This window comes from Ancylobacter sp. 3268 (assembly GCF_031456575.1).
Taxonomy (GTDB): Bacteria; Pseudomonadota; Alphaproteobacteria; order Rhizobiales; family Xanthobacteraceae; genus Ancylobacter.
Genome location: NZ_JAVDUX010000005.1, coordinates 1 through 18,002, shown reverse-complemented (window position 1 = coordinate 18,002; position 18,002 = coordinate 1). Strand labels below are relative to the sequence as shown.

Sequence of the window (18,002 nt, the reverse complement as noted above, 5' to 3'; positions counted from 1 at the left end):
GGTGACGCGGTGGCCTAGCCTTCCGCCGGGCGGCGATTGGGCGCCTCGGCGAGCTGTGATGCGTCGATCATGCTTTCCTTGATGCCGTTGAGGGCGGTGAAGACGGCCTCAAGCAGCGCACTGCTGAAGGCGTCGAGTTCCCCGAACCCTTCGATGCCAGCTTCCGATGCCCGCTGCCTCCGCTCCGCCGATGCGGCGGCGGTCAGCTTGGCGATTGCGGCGTCGATTTCTGCGACGACTGTTCCCATCGGAGTCGGTTCCCGGCACTGACGATCATGGCGGCGCGCACGGTATGCGAGCGCCGTACCATTACGCAACCCAAAAACTTGTTACAAATTGCTGATTGGGCGCCGTCGTCGCGGTGCATCTCAGCTTCACATCCGCCGCCCGCTGGGCGGCTTTTCCATTTCTGGAGCATGAAATGTCCGCAGCGTCTTACGCGGATGCGCTTGCGCGCGTCCTTGTCTATGAGGGGGCTTATGTGAACCACCCGGCCGACCCCGGCGGCGCCACCAACAAGGGCATCACCCAGGCGGTCTATGACGGTTTCCGGACCCGCAAGGGCCTCTCGAAGCAATCGGTACGCTTGATCACCGATACCGAGGTGCGCGAAATCTACCGCCTGCAATATTGGGACAAGATCCGCGGCGACGATCTGCCGGCCGGCGTCGATTTCGTCGTTTTCGACGGCGGCGTGAACTCCGGGACCCGGCAGTCGACGATCTGGCTACAGCGTGCGCTTGGCGTTGCCGCCGACGGTCTCCTGGGCGAGGCGACCCTGAAGGCCGCCCGCGAACATCCCGACCACGACGCGCTGATCGCTGACATCCTTGCCCGCCGCCTCGGCATGCTGAAGGCGCTGAAGACGTGGAAGACGTTCGGCAAGGGCTGGTCCAACCGTATCGCATCGGTGAAGGCGAACGGCCAGGCGATGGCCATGGGCTCCGTCGGTCCTCAGCCGGTCTACATGGCCGGCATGGAGGCCAAGGCGACACCAGAGGATATCAAGCCTCTGCCCGGTAAGGGCATTGCCGATGCCGTCACCGGCTCCGGCGCTGGCGCGCTCGTCACCGGCGGCGCGCTAGATCAGGTCAAGGCGCAGATCGAGCCGCTGGCCGGCTCGCTGCCGGTCGTCAGCAACATCGTGCTCGCCCTCACGGTGGTAGGCGCCGTGGCCGCCGTCGCCGGCATCTGCTGGCGCCAGTACGCGAACGCCCGTCAGGCGAAGATCGCTGCGGCGCTATCCGGTGAGGCGATCGGAAACCTTTCCGAACTGCCGGTGCCGGCATGAACCGGGCTCGCGACATCCCGCCGCCCCCGCCTCCGACATCCCATCTGCGTAGCTACGGCTATGGCGACGGTTACTTGGTCGCCTGGGTGGTCTCATGGATCTGTGCTGGCGCTCTCCTGCTCCTGATAGGGGCGCTGTCATGACCGTGCTCGGTTGGATCCTCGACTGGGTGCCGTGGTGGGCATGGCTGTTCGCCGTCGGCGCCGCCCTCGCCGCCACATGGCAGTTGTGGTGGCCGTTCTGGCTGATGCTCCCGCAGCCCCTCCGTGTCGCGCTCGGCGGCCTTGCCGCCGCCGCTCTCGCCTATTTCGCCGGCCGCAACCGCGGTGCATCCGGCGCCACCGAGCGCGCCAAGGCCAAGGAACAGGAGATCGTCAATGACATCGAACGCAAGGGTGCTGCGGCTCGCGAGCGCGCTGATCGCGACGCTATATCTGGCCGGCTGCGCGACGACGACGGGTTCCGGCGCGACGGGTGAGGCAGTGTGCCGCCAGTTGCGCCCGGTGTCGTGGTCGGTGCAGGACACCGACGATACCATCCGACAGGTGAAGGCGAACAATGCGGTCGGCAAGGCCGTGTGCGGGTGGTGAGTTGATGCGGAACGAAATGTCTGAATCCGTCGTCGTCTCCATCTCGCGCGATGAGTTGCGGGAGGAGATGGAGAAGGCCGTTCGGCGAGGGCTCGAAGATGTCGGTCTCTACACCGAGGACGCTGAAGACCGCCGCGAGGCGCGCGAAGACATGCGGTTTGTGCGCCGGCTCCGGCGGGCCACCGACGCCGCGGCGGGGAGGATCGGCTACACCGTGCTCGCCATAGTCACCGGCGCCGCCATGGTGGTGGTCTGGGCCGGGATCAAGGCCCATGTCCTCAAGTAGCCGGCGGCCGGAATGCGTGCAGCTTGGTGTGCCGGGGGCGGAGCGGGCAGTGCTCGATCTGCCGACCGGACGCATCATCCTGGTGCGAGGTCACAACGATATCGTGGGAACGATGGATGATTTGCGCGCACTCGCCCATGCCATCCTCGCTGCCTGCGACCGTGCGGAGCGGGGCGACTATCCGCGACCATGACGTCCGACCAGATAGCGCCTTGACTCTTTTGTTCCGTTTTCGTTCTCATCAGGAATGGACACCCGGCTTTCCGATTTCCCGTACGTTACCGTCCGCGTGCAATGCCCGCGCTGCGAACGGTACGGCGTCTATAAGCTCGCGCGGCTCGCCGCCCGCTACGGCCCGGAAACCCTTCTCAGCGAGGTCATCAAGGAACTGTCGATCGACTGCATGCACCGCCGGCAGACGCACCCGTACAACCCTGGCTGCCAAGCGCGGTGCCTGGACTGGCCGCCAACCCGCCCACCGGATGAACCCTTTTCCGGCTTCAAGGTTGTGCGGGGAGGCCGTGCTGCATGAGCACTGCTCAGGAGCCGGTGAACATCAAAGGGCTCCGCGCCTATGGCTGGAGGATGGGCGTCGAGTGCCCGAAATGCGCTCACCGAGGTGTCCTCGCGGCTGATGACCTGCTGCGCGGCCCGAACGTGTCCGACACGGATGCTTTGGAGAATGCCGCCCGCCGCGTCAGGTGTGCGCCCTGCGGAACCCTTGGCGCTCGGTGGGTTATCTTGAAGTCCGCGGCGGCGTCGAAAGAGTGGACGTGCACGGTGCCATTCTAGCTTCGCTTGGTGGGAAAGAGACACCCAGCAAACCCATGCGAACACGTGCCGGAAATGAATTTCCCACTCTTCCATAAGATGTTGTTTTTATTCAATATTTGTAGTCCCTTCCGGGAGGCCAGCGCCGTCGTTGCCCGCTTCGGCGGTTCCGTCATCTCCGGCCATCGAGGCAGCCGGGCTCGCGGAACGGCGCTCCACTCTCTCCCAGCGGCTGGGCCCCGCGCCGTCGCGCCGCTCAGCCGCGCAGCGCCGCGGCGGGAGACTGGCGATAGGCGAGCAAAGCGGGGACCGCGGCCAGCGCCGCGGTGGCGCCGGCCAGCAGCAGCAGCGGCGCCAGATCGTCGGCGGTGAACAGCACCGGCAGGGCGACGCCGCTCTGCGCCTGCAGCCGCGCGGCGATCGCCAGCGCCGCGCCATAGCCGAGGCCTATCCCGGAGAGCAGGCCGAGGCCGAGCAGCGCGAAGCCTTCCATCCACACCACCGCGAACACCGCCAGCCGTGGCGCCCCGAAGGCACGCAGCGCGCCGATCTGGCGCCGGCGCTGGCCGACATGCAGCAGGATTACCAGCAGGATCGCCGCCGCCACCAGCGCCTGCGCCCCCATGGCGACGGCGGAGAGCACGCGGCGGGCGTCGCCCAGCGTCGCATAGAGCCGGGTCAGCACCTCGGCGGGGAACAGCGCCAGTGTGGTGTCGGTGCGCCATTCCTGGCGCAGCTTGTAGGCATCGGCGATGCTGCGCGGCTTCACCACGATGGCCGGCACGCCGGGAGCGCCGGCGGCGGTCACCCGCGCGGCATCGATGCGGGCATGCGGGTCGGTCGCCGGCCCGGCGTGCTGCTGCGCCGGATCGGCATGGCCGTCGCCAGCAAGTTCCTCCCCTGCGGGCTCGTCCCCTGCGGGCTGCTGCCCCGCATGCCCGTCCTCGCCCGGCGTCTCGCCGGCGTGCCCATGCGCGCCCTCGGCCGCCTCCTCAAGCGCTTCCATGCCGTGGGTACGCCACACCGCCTCGATCGGCACCAGCACCGCCCGGTCCCAGGGCGTGCCGGTCGGGGCGAGCCGGCCCACCACCTCATAGGTGGTCTCGCCATGCATGTGGCCGCCGCTGGAGGCCTGGCCGTGCAGCGGGTGGAACCGGTCGCCGGTCCGCAGCTGCACATGGGCGCCGACCACCGCCTGGTCGAGCCGGGCGAAGCCCTGGCCCTCGCGCAGGCCGCCGAGGCCGTCGACCAGCGCCTGCGTGGTGCCGACGATCGGGTAGTCCTCGACGAAATCGCCGAATCCCACCGGCGCCGCCCAGGCGACGCGCGGATCGGCGGCGAGCGCGGCCAACACCCTGCCCGGCACCAGGCCGAGCGGCGCCGGCTGCAGGAAAACCGCCGAAAGAATCAGCTGGGTCTCGCTGCCGGCGGCGCCGACAATCACCGGAAAGGCGGCTGCCGCCCGGGCGCTGCCGAGCCGCAGCGCCCGCTCCTGCAGCGTCACCGCGACGCCGAGCGCGGCGGCGAAGGCGACGATCAGCACGATGGCGAGCGCGCCGAGCGCGTTGCGCCGCAGGTCGGCGGCGACGAGACGGAACATGGCTCAGCCCTCCGCCGGTCGGATGCGGCCGGCTTCCAGCCGCACCACGCGGTCGAGCCGCTCCAGCAGGCGCGGGTCGTGGCTGGCGACGATCAGCGTCGCCCCGGCTTCCATCGCCAGCTCGGTCAGCAGCGCCGCCACCACCGCCCCGGCCTCGGCGTCGAGGCTGGCGGTCGGCTCGTCGGCGATGAGGATGCCCGGCCGGGCGATCAGCGCCCGCGCCACCGCCACCCGCTGCTTCTGGCCGCGTGACAGCGTCTCCACCTTCTGACCGCGCCGCTCGATGCCGACGCGGCCCAGCAGCCGGTCGGCCTCCTCGCCGGCGCCGGCGGGAAGGGCGAAACGCGCCAGCCGCAGCGGCAGCAGCACGTTGTCGCGGGCGGAGAGCCCGTCGAACAGGTGAAAATCCTGCATCACAAGTCCGACATTGGCGGCCCGCCAGCGGTCGCGCCTTCCCTCGGAGAGGCGGGCGATGTCGGTGCCATCCCACAGGATGCGGCCGGTGCCGGCGCGCTCCAGCCCGGTGATCAGGTTGAGCAGCGTGGTCTTGCCGGAGCCGGAAGGGCCGGTGAGCCCGATGCGGGCGCCGGCGGCGATGCCGAGCCGGGGGATGGCGAGGGCCGGGGTGTCGAGGCCGGGGAACCGGACCTCCAATTCTTCCACGGTGAGGGTCGGCACGTCACGCCTTTCCGAAACGGGCGCCGACAATGCGCAGCAGGCTGACGAAGCCGGTCACGGGGTCGGTCCAGGAACCGACCTCCAGCGTGCCGGTCACCTCGATCAGCGCATTGGCCTGCTCGAAGGTCTGGGCGCGGCCCAGCCGCACCACGATGATGTTGTCCGGCCAGTCGGCATCGGAGGAGCAGAACGGGCACAGCGCCATAGGGATCTCGGTGAGCACGAAGAAATCGGCCTCCGCCTGCAGCGGCGGCGCCATGAAGCCGCGCATTGCCACGCGCCGGCCGGCAAGGCTTTTGGTCTTGTCGGAAAAGGTGAGCCCGAACACGCCCTGGCTGCCATACAGCTCCTCGAAGCCGAGGCGGTCCGCCGCCTGTGCCGGGCGGAGGGCGAGCAAGCCGAGGGCGGCGGAGGCGAGCAGAAGCCGGCGCCGCGACGGCGCGGCCGGCGGGGTTCTGTCCGGTAAAAAGTGGACCGGGCGGCGGATGGGCATGACGGCGCTCCTTCGGCTGCACCGCTTCGGCCGGTCGCCGCGCCGATGCCGCGGGGCGGCCCGGTGAGGGACACCGCCCGAGGGCTGGTTAGCCGCGGCATGTGTCAGTTGGATGAAGGCGCCCGCCCGCCGGCGCGCCGAATATCGTTTGCATAAGGCGGTCGGAATCCTCCGGGCGCGCCGGCGCCCATCGGCCTCCGGCCCGGGATCTAGCGCACCAGCTCGCCGCGGAACGCCCAGCGGGTCATGCGCCGCTCCACCAGCGCGCAGGCGGCGTACACCGCGACGCCCATGATGGCGATGGCGAACAGCCCGGCGAAGGTGGTGGCGCTGTCGTTGCGCGCCGAGGCCGACAGCATCAGGAAGCCGATGCCGCGATTGCCGCCCACCGTCTCGGAGAGCACCGAGCCGACGAAGGCCAGCGTCGCCGCCACCTTCAGGCTGGCGAACAGGTAGGGCATGGCGCGGGGGATGCCGACCTTGGTGAGGATCTCGTAATTGCTGGCGCCGAGCGAGCGCATCAGGTCGCGCATTTCCGGCTCGATGGTGGCGAGGCCGGTGGCGACGTTCACCACGATGGGGAAGAACGAGATGACGAAGGCGGTGATGATCGCCGGCAGCGCACCGATGCCGAGCCAGATCATCAGGATCGGCACGATCGCCACCTTCGGGATGGCGTTGAAGGCGATCAAGAGCGGATAAAGCCCGGAATAGACGAAGGGCGAGGCGCCGATGGCGAGCCCCAGCAGCAGCCCGAAGCCGATCGCCAGCACGAAGCCGATCATCGTCGTCCACAGCGTCTCCAGGCAGAAGCGCAGCAGCAGGTCCCAGCGTTGCACGATCACCTCGAACACGCGGGAGGGACGCGGCGCCACGATCTCCGGCACGTCGAGCAGGACGCAGGCGAGCTCCCAGGCGGCGAGCAGCACCGCCAGCGTCAGCCAGGGCATGGCGAGGCGGGCGAGACGTTCCTGTCGGGCGGTCAGCGCCATCAGCCGTGCTCCATCTGGATGCGCTCGCGCAACTCGTGCACGATATCGACGAACTCGGCGCGGAAGGTGGTCTCCAGCGTGCGCGGGCGCGGCAGGTCGACGGTGCGGATCTGGACGATGCGGCCGGGGCGCCGGCTCATCACATAGACGGTGTCGGCGAGATAGACCGCCTCGCGCAGGTCGTGGGTCACCAGCACGGCGGTGAAGCGCCGCTCCAGCCACAGCGCCTGCATGATCCCCCACAGTTCCTCGCGGGTGAAGGCGTCGAGCGCGCCGAACGGCTCGTCGAGCATGAGGATTTCCGGCTCGTGGATCAGCGCCCGGCAGACATTCGAGCGCTGCTGCATGCCGCCGGAGAGCTGCCAGGGATATTTGTCGCCGAATTCCCCCAGCCCCACCGAGGCGAGCAACCTCTGGGCTCTGTCGAAATAGGCGCCGCGCTCGGCGCGCAGCCGGCTCTTGTGCGGCTCGACCACCTCCAGCGGCAGCATGACGTTGTCGCGGGTGGTCCGCCAGGGCAGCAGCGTGGCGTTCTGGAACGCCATGCCGACGCCCTTGATCGGGCGGGTGACGCGCACGCCGCGCACCTTCACCTCGCCGGAGCTCGGCGGGATGAGGCCGGTCACCAGCTTCATCAGCGTGGACTTGCCGCAGCCGGAGGGGCCGACCACCGCGACGAACTCGCCCTTGGCGATCGTCATGGTGGCGTCGGCCAGGGCCAGCGTGCGCTCGCGCCCCTCGCCATAGGCGAGGCTGACGGCGTCGAGTTCGACGAGGGGAGGAGAGGCGGAGGCGGTCATGCGGGCAAGAAACTCACGAGGAAGGGATCGAGGCCCGCCGCCGGCAGGCGCCGGGGCGGCACCTCACGGCGCCACCATCCGCTCCTCCTTCGGCGGCAGATAGGCATTGGTGAACACCTTGTCCGGCGTCGGCGCGGTCGGCAGGCCGAAGGCCTCGGCAACATCCTTCACCGAGCGGGCGAAGCGCGCCGGGTCGACGTCGCCCATGCCGTTCGCCTTCACATAGGGGGTGAGCACGTTCATGGCGAGCGACATGTTGAGCCGCTCCAACTCCAGCCTGTCGTCGATCAGCGGGTCGCGGGCCTTGGCGGCGGCGATGCCGAGGGCGGGGTCGGCGGCGACCTCCTTCCAGGCTTTCGCGGTGGCGCGCAGGAAGCCCTTCACCACCTCCGGCTTACCGGCGAAGGCGGGTGAGACGATGATGCCGTTGCCATACACGTCCATGCCGGCGTCGCTATAGGTGAAGGCGACGATGTCTTCCGGCTTCACCCCGCGCGCCTTGAGGTCGAGCACCGAGGAGAAATAGTGGCCGGAGATGAAGTCGACGGCGCCCTGCACCAGCGATTGCTCGCGCAGCTGGGGGGTGAGGTTGACGTGCTCGACGCTCTTCGGATCGATGCCGACCTTCTTGGCGAAGGCGGGGAACAGCCGGAACGAGGCGTCGAACACCGGCGCGCCGAGCTTCTTGCCGGCGAGATCGGCCGGCTTGGCGATGCCGGTCTTCTTCAGCGTGTACACGCCGAAGGGCGGGAAATCATAGGCCATGAACACGCACAGCACTTCCTTGCCGGGGTTCTTGGCGTTGTATTCGATCAGCGAGTTCACGTCGGCGAAACCGATGTCGTAGGCGCCCGACGCCACGCGCTGCACCGCGCCGGCCGAGCCCTGGCCGGGATCCATGGTCACGTCCAGCCCCTCGGCCTTGTAGTAGCCCTTGTCGAGCGCGACGAGGAAGGGCGAGGTCGGGCCCTGGAACACCCAGTCGAGCGTGAACTTGACCGGTGTGGGTGCCTGGGTCTGGGCCTGCGCGCCGCCGGCGGCACCCAGCGCCATCGTCGCGGCAAGCCCGAACGCTCCGGCGCGCCAGCCGGCGGCGCGAATGGATGAGGCGGCCGGCTGCGGCGGGCACTCCGGCGCGTGGTGGGACGGGACACGGCGGATCAGGCGGGGCATGGCGCGCGAGATGGCACGAGACACGACGCGATACATGGTGGGCACCTCCGGTCGGGCGATGGGCGGAACGCAGTCCTTGCCGGCGGCCGCGTCCGGCGGCAAGGGAGGCCAATCGGCATGCAAATCCGCCGCCAAGCCTGTGGTGATACGGTTTTGTTTGTGACGCAAGGGCAGGTATGCCGATGCGTCGCCGATCGGCTGCCCAATGCTTGGGCGATCCGGGCGGGGCCATCCGGGCCCACCTGGCGGCCATTTCCAGATCGCCGGTGGTTTGATACTCCTGTCGCCGATTGGGTGCCCGCTGGCGGAGGCGGGGCGCTCAAGGCGTCGCGGCATCGCCGATGACGCCGGTGGGGGCGGTGCATGGACATCAAGATATTTCGCTTCGCCTATCGCGTGGACGCCGATGGGTATGTCATCGGCGGCAGCGAACCCGGACAGGCCGACAATCCTCTGGTTGATGTACTTGTCGGCACGGTCGACGATCCGGTTCTGGATTCCCTCAATCCGGTCTTCGCCTATTCCGCTCCCGATTATGGATCGGGCAATGCCTATTTCTACTGGGCGAGCGGCGACGGGCTGGTCGCCGGACTCGGCAGCGGGGTCGGTTTGTGGTTCACCGATACGTCGCAGATCGCCGGCGCCTATGCGGAGCGGGACGGTGACAGCTTCGTGGTCTGCTTCCTCGCCGGCACCCGGATCGCAACGCCGACGGGCGAGGTGGCGATCGAGACGCTGAAGGTGGGCGACCTGGTCCTCACCAGCGATGGCCCGGCCCGGCCGGTGCGCTGGTTGGCCCGGCAGACCGTAAGCCGGCTGTTCGCCGATCCGCTGCGGGTGCTGCCGATCCGCATCGCCGCCGGCGCGCTGGACGAGAACCTGCCGCGGCGCGATCTGTTCGTCTCCGCCGATCATGCGCTGCTCGTCGATGGGCTGATGGTACAGGCCGGCGCGCTGGTGAACGGCACCAGTATCGCGCGCTATGGCGCCCTGCCGCTCAGCTTCGTCTATTACCATGTGGAGCTCGACGACCACGCGCTGGTGCTCGCCGAGGGCATTCCCGCCGAGACCTTCGTCGATAATGTCACCCGCCGCCGGTTCGACAATTGGCGGGACGCGCCGGAAGCGCCGATTGCCGAGCTCGACCTGCCGCGGGTGAAGTCGGCCCGCCAGCTGCCCCAGTCTGTCCGGCATCGTCTGGCCGCGCGGGCCGAGACGCTCGGCTTCGCCATGCCGGCAAGCGGGGCGCACGAGGCCGCTTGAGGCGGATCTGCGTTCGGCCCGCCTGCGTTCGGCGGACCGGCCTCGCGCGCGCGTACCTTATATACGGCGTGGTATATGGCATAAGGTGTAACGCGGCGACATCATCGGAAGTGCGCCATGTTCATCCCGCGTCCGCCGTGCATAAATCGGCGTGGCCGGCGTGGCGAATCCCTGTCGCCGGCACCGCTGGTTTTCTTGCCGATTTTCTTGCCGATCCGTTCAAACGAGAGCGCAGATGAGCCACCACCAGAAATTCTACATCGACGGCGCCTGGGTCGATCCGGTCGAGCCGCGCCTGCTCGACGTCATCGATCCCGCGACCGAGGAAGCCTATACCCAGATCGCCATCGGTTCGGCGGGCGATGTGGACAAGGCGGTGGCCGCCGCCAAGGCCGCTTTCGCGACCTTTTCGCAGGTGCCGAAGGAAGAGCGCCTGGCGCTGCTCAACCGCATCCTCGCCGCCTACAACGAGCGTTTCGAGGACATCGCGCAGGCGGTGAGCCAGGAGATGGGGGCGCCGCTCTCCTTCGCCCGTGACGCGCAGGCCTGGGCCGGCCGCGCCCATATCGAGGCCACCATCAAGGCCTTCGAGGCCTATGAATTCACCGAGCACCGCGGCACCACCATGGTGGTCAAGGAGCCGATCGGGGTGTGTGCGCTGATCACCCCGTGGAACTGGCCGCTCAACCAGATCGCCTGCAAGGTGGCGCCGGCCATCGCCGCCGGCTGCACCGTGGTGCTGAAACCCTCGGAGATCGCCCCGATCAGCGGCATCGTCTTCGCCGAGGTGATGGAGGCGGCCGGCACCCCCAAGGGTGTGTTCAACCTTGTCAACGGCACCGGCCCGGATGTCGGCCAGGTGATGGCCGGCCACAAGGACGTCGACATGGTGTCTTTCACCGGCTCGACCCGTGCCGGCATCATCGTCGCCAAGACCGCGGCGGATACCGTGAAGCGGGTGGCGCAGGAACTCGGCGGCAAGTCGGCCAACATCATCCTGCCGGATGCCGATTTCCCCGCGGCGGTGGCGCAGGGCGTGCGCTCCTGCTTCTCCAACACCGGCCAGTCCTGCGACGCCCCGACCCGCATGCTCGTGCCCGCCGGACGCCACGACGAGGCAATCGCCATCGCCAAGGAGGCCGCCGAGGCCCTGGTCACCGGCGATCCCAAGGCGGAGGCCACCGATCTCGGCCCGGTGGTCAGCCAGATACAGTATGACAAGATCCAGCGGCTGATCGAGGCGGGGATCAAGGAGGGCGCCACCCTCGTTACCGGCGGCCCCGGCCGGCCGGAGGGGCTGAATCGCGGCTACTACATCCGCCCGACGGTGTTCGGCCATGTCACCAACGACATGACCATCGCCCGCGAGGAGATCTTCGGGCCGGTGCTCTCCGTGCTGTCCTATGACAGCGAGGACCAGGCGGTGGAGATCGCCAACGATACGGTGTACGGCCTCGCCGCCTATATCCAGTCGCAGGAAATCGAGCATGCCCGCGCTGTGGCGGCGCGCATGCGCGCCGGCTCGGTGTATCTGAACTACCCGGAATGGGACACGATGGCGCCGTTCGGCGGCTACAAGCAGTCCGGCAACGGTCGTGAATATGCCGACTGGGCCATTCACGATTTCCTGGAGATCAAGGGCATCGTCGGCTGGGGCTGACGCCGCCCATACGCTTATCGGCCGGCGCGCTGCTCGTGCGGCGGCTGACATCGGTCTATCGGCCTCGGATCGGCCGCATCGTACACCTCGCCGGCCTCAGCTGGCGAGGCGCGGCGCCGGCTCCAGTCGTCCGCCGGCGCGCGGGTTCAACCGGCGTTCGGTCAGCATGTGCAGCGCCTCCACGAAGCGCCGGCACCCGGCTTGGTTGGGCTGCAGCAATTCCGCCGCGTCCTTCCGCCCGAGCTGCCGCAGCCAGCCGATCAGCGTGGCGTAGCGGGCGGTCTTATAGGTGCCAACGTCCAGCAGCGCCGCGGCAATCGCCGAATCGAGCACATGCGGATCGTCGATCTCGCCATTGATTTCCTCCGCGCCGATGAACAGCCCATCGATAGCCGGACACTCCGCCGCCTTGGGTGATCGGTCGAGCAGGCGGAACACCGCCTCCACCCGGCCGACGCACGCGGCACTGCCCGCAAGTACCGCATTCAGCTCGCCTTTTAGCTGGATGTCGGAAGTTTTGACGTTCAGGGTTGGCAGCACGCGCGCACAACGCCGCTCGGCATAAAGCGCCTCGCCAAGCCCCTGGACCAGCAGATCGTTGAGTGACTTGATATCCCGGGACAACAAGCCCATGGCGTGAATCTCCCTATCGGACCTTGAGGTTGGCCCGCTTGCGAATGGTGATTTCTAGCCAAACGTCGTGGAAGGGCCGGCGGTTCCAGAGCTTTCGTCATCCTTTCACCGGCGTCTCGAACCTGGAGACGTTCATTCGCCGGGAAACAGGGCCTTGTAGCGCGTGCGCAACTCGGCCTTCTGCACCTTGCCCATGGCGTTGCGCGGTAACTCCTCCACGATCGCGATGTGCTTGGGCAGCTTGAAGCGGGCCAGCCGGCCGGCCAGCCACTCGCCAAGCGCCTGATCGTCGAGCGTCGGGGCGGCTCGCGCCACCACCACAGCCACCACCGCCTCGCCGAAATCCGGGTGCGGCACGCCGATGACCGCGGATTCCCCCACGCCGGGGAACTGGTCGATCTCCATCTCGATCTCCTTGGGGTAGATGTTCAGCCCGCCGGAGATGATGAGATCCTTGCCTCGCCCGACGATGGTCACCCGGTTGTCAGGGGACATGCTGGCGAGATCCCCGGTCACGAAGAAGCCATCGGGCCGGATCTCGGCCGCGGTCTTCTCCGGCATGCGCCAATAGCCCAGGAACCGGTTGGGGCCGTTGGTTTCCAGCATGCCGACCTCGCCGCGGGGCAGCTCCGTCCCATCCTCGCCGACGATGCGCACCGACACATTCGGCAGCGGATAGCCTACCGAGCCTGGTAGCCGCTCCCCGACATAGGGGTTGGAGGTGATCATGCCGCATTCGGTCATGCCATAGCGCTCGAGAATGGCATGACCGGTGGCGGCCTGGAACTGACGATGGGTTTCGGCGAGCAGCGGCGCCGAGCCGGCGATGAACAGCCGCATGCCGGCGCAGAGTTCGCGGGTGAGGCCGGGATGTGCGAGCAGGCGGGTGTAGAAGGTCGGCACGCCCATCATCACCGTCGCGCGCGGGAGATGGGTGATGACCGTGTCGGGGTCGAACTTCGGCAGCCAGATGATCTCCGAGCCGTTCAGCAGCGCGGTGTTCAGTGCCACGAACAGCCCGTGGACATGGAAGATCGGCAGGGCGTGCAGCAGCACGTCGCCAGGCTGGAAGGCCCAGCTATCCAGCAACGCCTCGGCATTGGAAGACAGGTTGCGATGGGTGATCATCGCTCCTTTGGAGCGGCCGGTGGTACCGGAGGTATAGAGCAGCGCCGCGAGATCATCGGGTTCGCAAATGGCGGTCGGCGCCTCGCTTGCCAGCGTGGCGGCGAGTTCGGCGAGTGAACCTTCGCCGGCGGCATCCAGTGTCTCGACGTGGCGCACCCCGCGAGCGGCGGCGATCGGGCGTAGCTTTTCAACCCGATGCGGATCGGCGACCAGCAGTGTCGGCTCGGCGTCTCCGAGGAAGTAGTCGAGTTCGGCGGCGGTGTAGGCGGTATTGAGTGGCTGGTACACCGCGCCGATCTTCAGCGTCGCCAGATAGAGCGCGACATTGCCGAGTGACTTGTCCACCTGCACGGTGACGCGCACCCCGCGCCCGACGCCGAGCTGGGTCAAGGCATTGGCATAGCGGGCCACCAAGGCGAGCAGCTCGGCATAGCTGAGCGTCGAGCCGTCCAGCGAGAAGGCGACCGCGTCGTCAGCGCGCCGGGCACTTGCCTCAATTGCCGCATAGAGATTGGCATTGCTGCTCACAGCCTTGTCCTTTCTTGCTTTTGCCAGCAGGAAAACAGGGTCTTTGCGACCGGGGGCTGCCTATCATATCTCGCCGGGAGCAGCGAGCGGTGGGCCGCTGAGGCGCCTCATGCCGGGCCGCGGCCAAGCTAAAACAACATAGAATAATTGTAATTAAATATATTCCATTGATGGCTTGTGTAAGATATAGAGCCAAAACATGAAAGAAGCGGTTTTTTCTCGTAACGAAGAATTTCTTTCTCGTCTCGCGCAGCTGGCGCTGCAGGCGGGCCGGGTCGTTCTCGACGTCTACGCGACGGAATTCGCCGTTTCGAACAAGGTGGACAATTCACCGGTGACCGAGGCGGACGAGCGCGCGGAGACGGTGATTTTGGCGGGCCTGCGGGAGATCGCGCCAGAAATACCCGTCGTCGCCGAGGAGGAGTGTGCTGCCGGGCGTATGCCAGAGATCGGTGAACGCTTCTTCCTGGTCGATCCGCTCGATGGGACCCGTGAGTTTCTCGCCCGCAATGGCGAGTTCACCGTCAATATCGCGCTGATCGAGAACGGCATCCCCACCGTCGGCGTCGTCCACGCCCCCGCGCTCGGACTGCTCTACGCCGGTCGGCCGGGGCATGCCTTCAAGGCGAAGGTGCAAGACGGCGCGTTGGTCGGCGAGACCGCTATTGCTGTTCGCCCGGCCACATCCTGCCTGCAGGTGGTGGGCAGCCGCTCACATGGCTCGCCGGAAACGGCGGAATGGCTGAAGCGCTTCCCCGGACATGCCTTCGTCTCGGCGGGGTCGTCGCTGAAGTTCTGCCTGCTTGCGGAAGGGGTGGCGGATCTCTACCCCCGCCACGGCCGCACCATGGAATGGGACACCGCCGCCGGCGACGCCGTCCTGCGCGCGGCCGGCGGCGCGGTGGTGAGGCTCGACGGTGCTCCGCTGCACTACGGCAAGCGCCGGCAGGCTGGCGATTCAGACTTCGCCAATCCGTATTTCGTCGCCTTCGGCGATCCGGCGCTCGCAGCGGGCGTCGCTCGGTTGCCGGACGTGACGCCATCATGAATGAGGCGCTGCCCGATCGGCTCTTCCACGGAGCTTTGGGCGCGTATGTTGAAAGGACTGTGCCGTGTCGTCAGAGCGCATGACCCATTTGCGGCGGCTTGAGGCCGAGTCGATCCACATCATCCGCGAAGTGGCGGCCGAGTTCAAAAAGCCGGTGATGCTCTATTCCATTGGCAAGGATTCGGCGGTGATGCTGCATCTGGCGGTGAAGGCGTTCTATCCCTCCCGGCCGCCCTTTCCGCTGATGCACATCGACACGACTTGGAAGTTCCGCGAGATGATCGCCTTCCGCGACCGGATGGCGAAGGAACTCGGCTTCGATCTGATCGTCCACACCAACCAGGCCGGCATCGCGCAGGGCATCAATCCCTTCGATCATGGCTCCTCGCTTTACACCAATGTGATGAAGACCGAGGCGCTGAAGGAAGCGCTGACTCATTATGGGTTCGACGCGGCGTTCGGCGGTGCCCGGCGCGACGAAGAGAAGAGCCGCGCCAAGGAGCGCATCTTCTCCTTCCGCACCGAAACCCATGCCTGGGATCCGAAGAGCCAGCGCCCCGAGCTATGGAACCTCTACAATACCAGGGTCCGGCCGGGTGAATCGATCCGCGTCTTCCCCCTGTCCAATTGGACCGAACTGGATATCTGGCAATATATCCTGGCCGAGCGCATCCCCATCGTGCCGCTGTATTTCGCCGCCCGCCGGCCGGTGGTGTGGCGCGATGGGCAGATGATCATGGTCGATGACACGCGCATGCCGCTGAAACCGGGTGAGACGCCCGAGCAGCGGATGGTGCGGTTCCGTACGCTCGGCTGCTACCCGCTCACCGCCGCCATCGACAGCGAGGCGACATCGCTGGAGGACATCGTGCGTGAAATGCTGATCGCCCGCACCTCGGAACGGGCGGGGCGACTTATCGACCACGACGATTCGGCCTCGATGGAAAAGAAGAAGCGAGAAGGGTATTTCTGAGATGAGCGTGCCCGCCGAAGCGACCGTCGTCGCCGATTATCTTTTCGCGCAGGAAAACAAGAGCCTGCTGCGTTTCCTCACTTGTGGCAGTGTCGATGATGGCAAGTCGACGCTGATCGGGCGTCTGCTCTACGACACCAAGCTGCTGTTCGAGGATCAACTCGCGGCGTTGTCGACCGACTCGCGCAAGCATGGCACTGCCGGCGACGATCTTGACTTCGCCTTGCTGGTGGATGGCCTTGCCGCCGAGCGCGAACAGGGCATCACCATCGACGTCGCCTATCGCTTCTTTGCCACCGACAAGCGCAAGTTCATCGTCGCCGACACGCCCGGCCACGAGCAGTATACCCGCAACATGGCGACGGGCGCCTCGAACTCCGATCTCGCGGTTATCCTGGTCGATGCCCGACAGGGCATCCTTACCCAGACGCGGCGGCATTCCTTCATCGTCTCGCTGCTGGGCATCCGCCATGTAGTGCTGGCGGTGAACAAGATCGACCTAGTGGACTTCTCGCAGAAGGTCTTCGAGGACATCGTCGCCGCCTATCGCGAATTTTCTGCCGGATTTGGCTTTGAAAGTCTGATCGCGGTGCCGCTTTCGGCCCGCTATGGCGACAACATGCTGGAGCGAAGCCCGCGCACCCCCTGGTACGATGGCCCGACGCTGGTCGAGCATCTGGAGAGCGTGCCGGTGGCCGACGATGCGTTGGCGCGGCCGTTCCGCATGCCGGTGCAATGGGTGAACCGGCCCAATCTCGATTTCCGCGGCTTCTCCGGTACGGTGGCGAGCGGCTCGGTGCGGCCGGGCGACGCCATCGTGGTGGCTGGCTCGGGGCGCACCAGCAAGGTGAAGGCGATCGTCACCAAGGATGGTGCGCGGCCGCGGGCGGAAGCCGGCGAAGCCGTTACCCTCGCCCTGGAGGACGAGGTCGACATATCCCGTGGCGACATCATCGCCGCCGCCGCCGCGCGGCCGGAGGTGTCCGACCAGTTCGCGGCGCACCTGATCTGGATGCATGACGACGCGCTGCTGCCGGGCCGGCCCTATCTCATCAAGATCGGCACCCGCACGGTGAGCGCCAGCGTCACCGAGATCAAGCACAAGGTCGATGTGAACAGCTTCCAGAAGCTGGCCGCCAAGCAGCTGGCGCTCAACGAGGTCGGGGTGGTGAATCTCGCCACCCAGCAGCCGATCGCCTTCGATCCTTTTGCCGACGTGCCTCAGACCGGTGCCTTCATCGTCATCGACAGGATGAGCAATCTTACCGTCGGCGCCGGGATGATCGATTTCGGCCTGCGCCGGGCGACCAATGTCCATTGGCAGGCGCTGGAGGTCGACAAAGCGTCCCGTGCGGCGATGAAGTTGCAAAAGCCGGTGCTGCTGTGGTTCACCGGGTTGTCGGGTTCTGGAAAGTCGACGGTGGCCAACCTGGTCGAGAAGAAGCTCCATGCACTCGGCCGGCATACCTACCTGCTGGACGGCGATAATGTCCGCCATGGGTTGAACAAGGATCTCGGTTTCACCGCGGCCGACCGGGTGGAGAACATCCGCCGGGTGGGCGAGACCGCAAAGCTGTTCGTCGATGCCGGTCTGATCGTGCTGGCCTCGTTCATCTCGCCCTTCCGGGCGGAGCGGCAAATGGCCCGAGAGATCCTCGAACCGGGCGAGTTCGTGGAGATTTTCGTCGATGCGCCGCTCGACGTGGCGGAGCGCCGCGATCCCAAGGGCCTCTATGCCCGTGCCCGGCGCGGCGAGATCAAGAACTTCACCGGTATCGACAGCCCCTACGAGGAGCCGGCGAACCCGGAGATCCATCTTGCGGCCGGGGAGCAGGCTCCCGAAGTGCTGGCGGATGAGATCGTGGCCTATCTACAGCGCCAGGGCTATCTGGTGTGAAAATCTGAGCCGCACGGAAGCCTTGCGTCACAAGGCATTCGGGCGGCTCTCGTGACGGTTCGGCGACGCATCGATGTCGATTTTTCGAATGCCCTGCCAAATCGCTGTTGACACCCGGAACGGCCCCCCCTATAACGCCGTTCATCGACGGGGCGCGCCGCTGACGCGGTGCTGACGCTCCTCGGTTGATCCCGACAG

19 protein-coding genes are annotated in these 18,002 nt (G+C 67.0%); 10 read left to right on the top strand and 9 right to left on the bottom strand.

Features of this window, described 5'->3' with window-relative positions:
* Positions 1-14: 14 nt before the first annotated feature.
* Positions 15-248 carry a hypothetical protein gene (locus tag J2X65_RS08130; RefSeq protein ID WP_310200127.1) on the bottom strand — a complete coding sequence of 78 codons (234 nt, stop codon included), beginning with the start codon at positions 246-248 and terminating at the stop codon, positions 15-17.
* A 95-nt stretch (positions 249-343) separates the two neighbouring features.
* On the opposite strand from J2X65_RS08130, the gene J2X65_RS08125 reads away from it, so the two are divergent.
* The 5 genes from J2X65_RS08125 (at position 344) to J2X65_RS08105 (ending at position 2,699) form a co-directional block, all read left to right on the top strand.
* On the top strand, positions 344-1,291 hold the full coding sequence (locus tag J2X65_RS08125; protein ID WP_310200125.1) for a glycosyl hydrolase 108 family protein: 948 nt from the start codon (positions 344-346) through the stop codon (positions 1,289-1,291).
* Between the two features lie 139 nt (positions 1,292-1,430).
* Positions 1,431-1,769 (top strand): hypothetical protein, encoded by a 339-nt coding sequence (locus J2X65_RS08120; RefSeq protein WP_310200123.1) that lies wholly within the window; start codon positions 1,431-1,433, stop codon positions 1,767-1,769.
* 116 nt (positions 1,770-1,885) lie between these two features.
* Entirely contained in the window at positions 1,886-2,167 is a 282-nt protein-coding gene (locus tag J2X65_RS08115) for a hypothetical protein (protein ID WP_310200122.1), read from the top strand.
* Complete coding sequence (locus J2X65_RS08110) at positions 2,154-2,360, top strand: hypothetical protein (protein WP_310200120.1); 207 nt, start codon at positions 2,154-2,156, stop codon at positions 2,358-2,360. Before J2X65_RS08115 ends, J2X65_RS08110 begins: the two co-directional genes overlap by 14 nt.
* A 54-nt stretch (positions 2,361-2,414) precedes the next feature.
* Positions 2,415-2,699 carry a hypothetical protein gene (locus J2X65_RS08105; RefSeq protein ID WP_310200118.1) on the top strand — a complete coding sequence of 95 codons (285 nt, stop codon included), beginning with the start codon at positions 2,415-2,417 and terminating at the stop codon, positions 2,697-2,699.
* Positions 2,700-3,194: 495 nt separating this feature from the next.
* Here J2X65_RS08105 and J2X65_RS08100 read toward each other — a convergent pair whose 3' ends face one another.
* The 6 genes from J2X65_RS08100 to J2X65_RS08075 form a co-directional block, all read right to left on the bottom strand.
* Positions 3,195-4,538, bottom strand: coding sequence for an FtsX-like permease family protein (locus J2X65_RS08100; RefSeq protein ID WP_310200116.1), 1,344 nt, complete (start codon positions 4,536-4,538; stop codon positions 3,195-3,197).
* A 3-nt stretch (positions 4,539-4,541) separates the two neighbouring features.
* Positions 4,542-5,216 carry an ABC transporter ATP-binding protein gene (locus J2X65_RS08095; RefSeq protein WP_310200114.1) on the bottom strand — a complete coding sequence of 225 codons (675 nt, stop codon included), beginning with the start codon at positions 5,214-5,216 and terminating at the stop codon, positions 4,542-4,544.
* Position 5,217: 1 nt separating this feature from the next.
* Entirely contained in the window at positions 5,218-5,709 is a 492-nt protein-coding gene (locus J2X65_RS08090) for a hypothetical protein (RefSeq protein WP_310200113.1), read from the bottom strand.
* A gap of 209 nt (positions 5,710-5,918) precedes the next feature.
* Positions 5,919-6,701, bottom strand: a complete 783-nt coding sequence (locus tag J2X65_RS08085) for an ABC transporter permease (RefSeq protein ID WP_310200111.1) — start codon at positions 6,699-6,701, stop codon at positions 5,919-5,921.
* Positions 6,701-7,501, bottom strand: coding sequence for an ABC transporter ATP-binding protein (locus tag J2X65_RS08080; RefSeq protein WP_310200109.1), 801 nt, complete (start codon positions 7,499-7,501; stop codon positions 6,701-6,703). Before J2X65_RS08080 ends, J2X65_RS08085 begins: the two co-directional genes overlap by 1 nt.
* Positions 7,502-7,564: 63 nt before the next feature.
* Positions 7,565-8,710 carry an ABC transporter substrate-binding protein gene (locus J2X65_RS08075; RefSeq protein ID WP_310200107.1) on the bottom strand — a complete coding sequence of 382 codons (1,146 nt, stop codon included), beginning with the start codon at positions 8,708-8,710 and terminating at the stop codon, positions 7,565-7,567.
* A gap of 327 nt (positions 8,711-9,037) precedes the next feature.
* Here J2X65_RS08075 and J2X65_RS08070 point away from each other — a divergent pair, with 327 nt between their 5' ends.
* Both J2X65_RS08070 and J2X65_RS08065 read left to right on the top strand, forming a co-directional pair.
* Positions 9,038-9,937: a Hint domain-containing protein gene (locus J2X65_RS08070; RefSeq protein WP_310200105.1), complete on the top strand. Its 900-nt coding sequence runs from the start codon at positions 9,038-9,040 to the stop codon at positions 9,935-9,937.
* A 235-nt stretch (positions 9,938-10,172) separates the two neighbouring features.
* Positions 10,173-11,597: an aldehyde dehydrogenase family protein gene (locus tag J2X65_RS08065; RefSeq protein ID WP_310200104.1), complete on the top strand. Its 1,425-nt coding sequence runs from the start codon at positions 10,173-10,175 to the stop codon at positions 11,595-11,597.
* 96 nt (positions 11,598-11,693) lie between these two features.
* Here the strand turns inward: J2X65_RS08065 and J2X65_RS08060 are convergent, their stop codons facing one another.
* Entirely contained in the window at positions 11,694-12,230 is a 537-nt protein-coding gene (locus J2X65_RS08060) for a DUF892 family protein (protein ID WP_310200102.1), read from the bottom strand.
* A gap of 132 nt (positions 12,231-12,362) precedes the next feature.
* Positions 12,363-13,886, bottom strand: coding sequence for a malonyl-CoA synthase (locus tag J2X65_RS08055; protein ID WP_310200101.1), 1,524 nt, complete (start codon positions 13,884-13,886; stop codon positions 12,363-12,365).
* Positions 13,887-14,085: 199 nt separating this feature from the next.
* Between J2X65_RS08055 and cysQ the strand changes: the two genes are divergently transcribed.
* From cysQ to cysN, 3 genes are all read left to right on the top strand, one after another.
* Positions 14,086-14,934: a 3'(2'),5'-bisphosphate nucleotidase CysQ gene (gene cysQ, locus J2X65_RS08050; RefSeq protein ID WP_310200099.1), complete on the top strand. Its 849-nt coding sequence runs from the start codon at positions 14,086-14,088 to the stop codon at positions 14,932-14,934.
* Positions 14,935-15,013: 79 nt separating this feature from the next.
* Positions 15,014-15,907 (top strand): sulfate adenylyltransferase subunit CysD, encoded by an 894-nt coding sequence (gene cysD, locus J2X65_RS08045; protein ID WP_310200722.1) that lies wholly within the window; start codon positions 15,014-15,016, stop codon positions 15,905-15,907.
* 1 nt (position 15,908) lies between these two features.
* A complete protein-coding gene (gene cysN, locus J2X65_RS08040; protein WP_310200097.1) occupies positions 15,909-17,804 on the top strand; it encodes a sulfate adenylyltransferase subunit CysN in 1,896 nt (631 codons plus the stop codon).
* Positions 17,805-18,002: the final 198 nt, after the last annotated feature.

Excerpts from the sequence above, each read along its gene's own strand:
- J2X65_RS08120 (WP_310200123.1), top strand. The coding sequence starts at position 1,431 with ATGACCGTGCTCGGTTGGATCCTCGACTGGGTGCCGTGGTGGGCATGG.
- cysQ (WP_310200099.1), top strand. The coding sequence starts at position 14,086 with ATGAAAGAAGCGGTTTTTTCTCGTAACGAAGAATTTCTTTCTCGTCTC.
- J2X65_RS08080 (WP_310200109.1), bottom strand. The coding sequence starts at position 7,501 with ATGACCGCCTCCGCCTCTCCTCCCCTCGTCGAACTCGACGCCGTCAGC.
- J2X65_RS08100 (WP_310200116.1), bottom strand. The coding sequence starts at position 4,538 with ATGTTCCGTCTCGTCGCCGCCGACCTGCGGCGCAACGCGCTCGGCGCG.
- cysD (WP_310200722.1), top strand. The coding sequence starts at position 15,014 with ATGACCCATTTGCGGCGGCTTGAGGCCGAGTCGATCCACATCATCCGC.
- J2X65_RS08075 (WP_310200107.1), bottom strand. The coding sequence starts at position 8,710 with ATGTATCGCGTCGTGTCTCGTGCCATCTCGCGCGCCATGCCCCGCCTG.
- J2X65_RS08090 (WP_310200113.1), bottom strand. The coding sequence starts at position 5,709 with ATGCCCATCCGCCGCCCGGTCCACTTTTTACCGGACAGAACCCCGCCG.
- J2X65_RS08110 (WP_310200120.1), top strand. The coding sequence starts at position 2,154 with ATGTCCTCAAGTAGCCGGCGGCCGGAATGCGTGCAGCTTGGTGTGCCG.
- J2X65_RS08130 (WP_310200127.1), bottom strand. The coding sequence starts at position 248 with ATGGGAACAGTCGTCGCAGAAATCGACGCCGCAATCGCCAAGCTGACC.
- J2X65_RS08065 (WP_310200104.1), top strand. The coding sequence starts at position 10,173 with ATGAGCCACCACCAGAAATTCTACATCGACGGCGCCTGGGTCGATCCG.
- J2X65_RS08085 (WP_310200111.1), bottom strand. The coding sequence starts at position 6,701 with ATGGCGCTGACCGCCCGACAGGAACGTCTCGCCCGCCTCGCCATGCCC.
- cysN (WP_310200097.1), top strand. The coding sequence starts at position 15,909 with ATGAGCGTGCCCGCCGAAGCGACCGTCGTCGCCGATTATCTTTTCGCG.
- J2X65_RS08115 (WP_310200122.1), top strand. The coding sequence starts at position 1,886 with ATGCGGAACGAAATGTCTGAATCCGTCGTCGTCTCCATCTCGCGCGAT.
- J2X65_RS08105 (WP_310200118.1), top strand. The coding sequence starts at position 2,415 with ATGGACACCCGGCTTTCCGATTTCCCGTACGTTACCGTCCGCGTGCAA.
- J2X65_RS08060 (WP_310200102.1), bottom strand. The coding sequence starts at position 12,230 with ATGGGCTTGTTGTCCCGGGATATCAAGTCACTCAACGATCTGCTGGTC.
- J2X65_RS08070 (WP_310200105.1), top strand. The coding sequence starts at position 9,038 with ATGGACATCAAGATATTTCGCTTCGCCTATCGCGTGGACGCCGATGGG.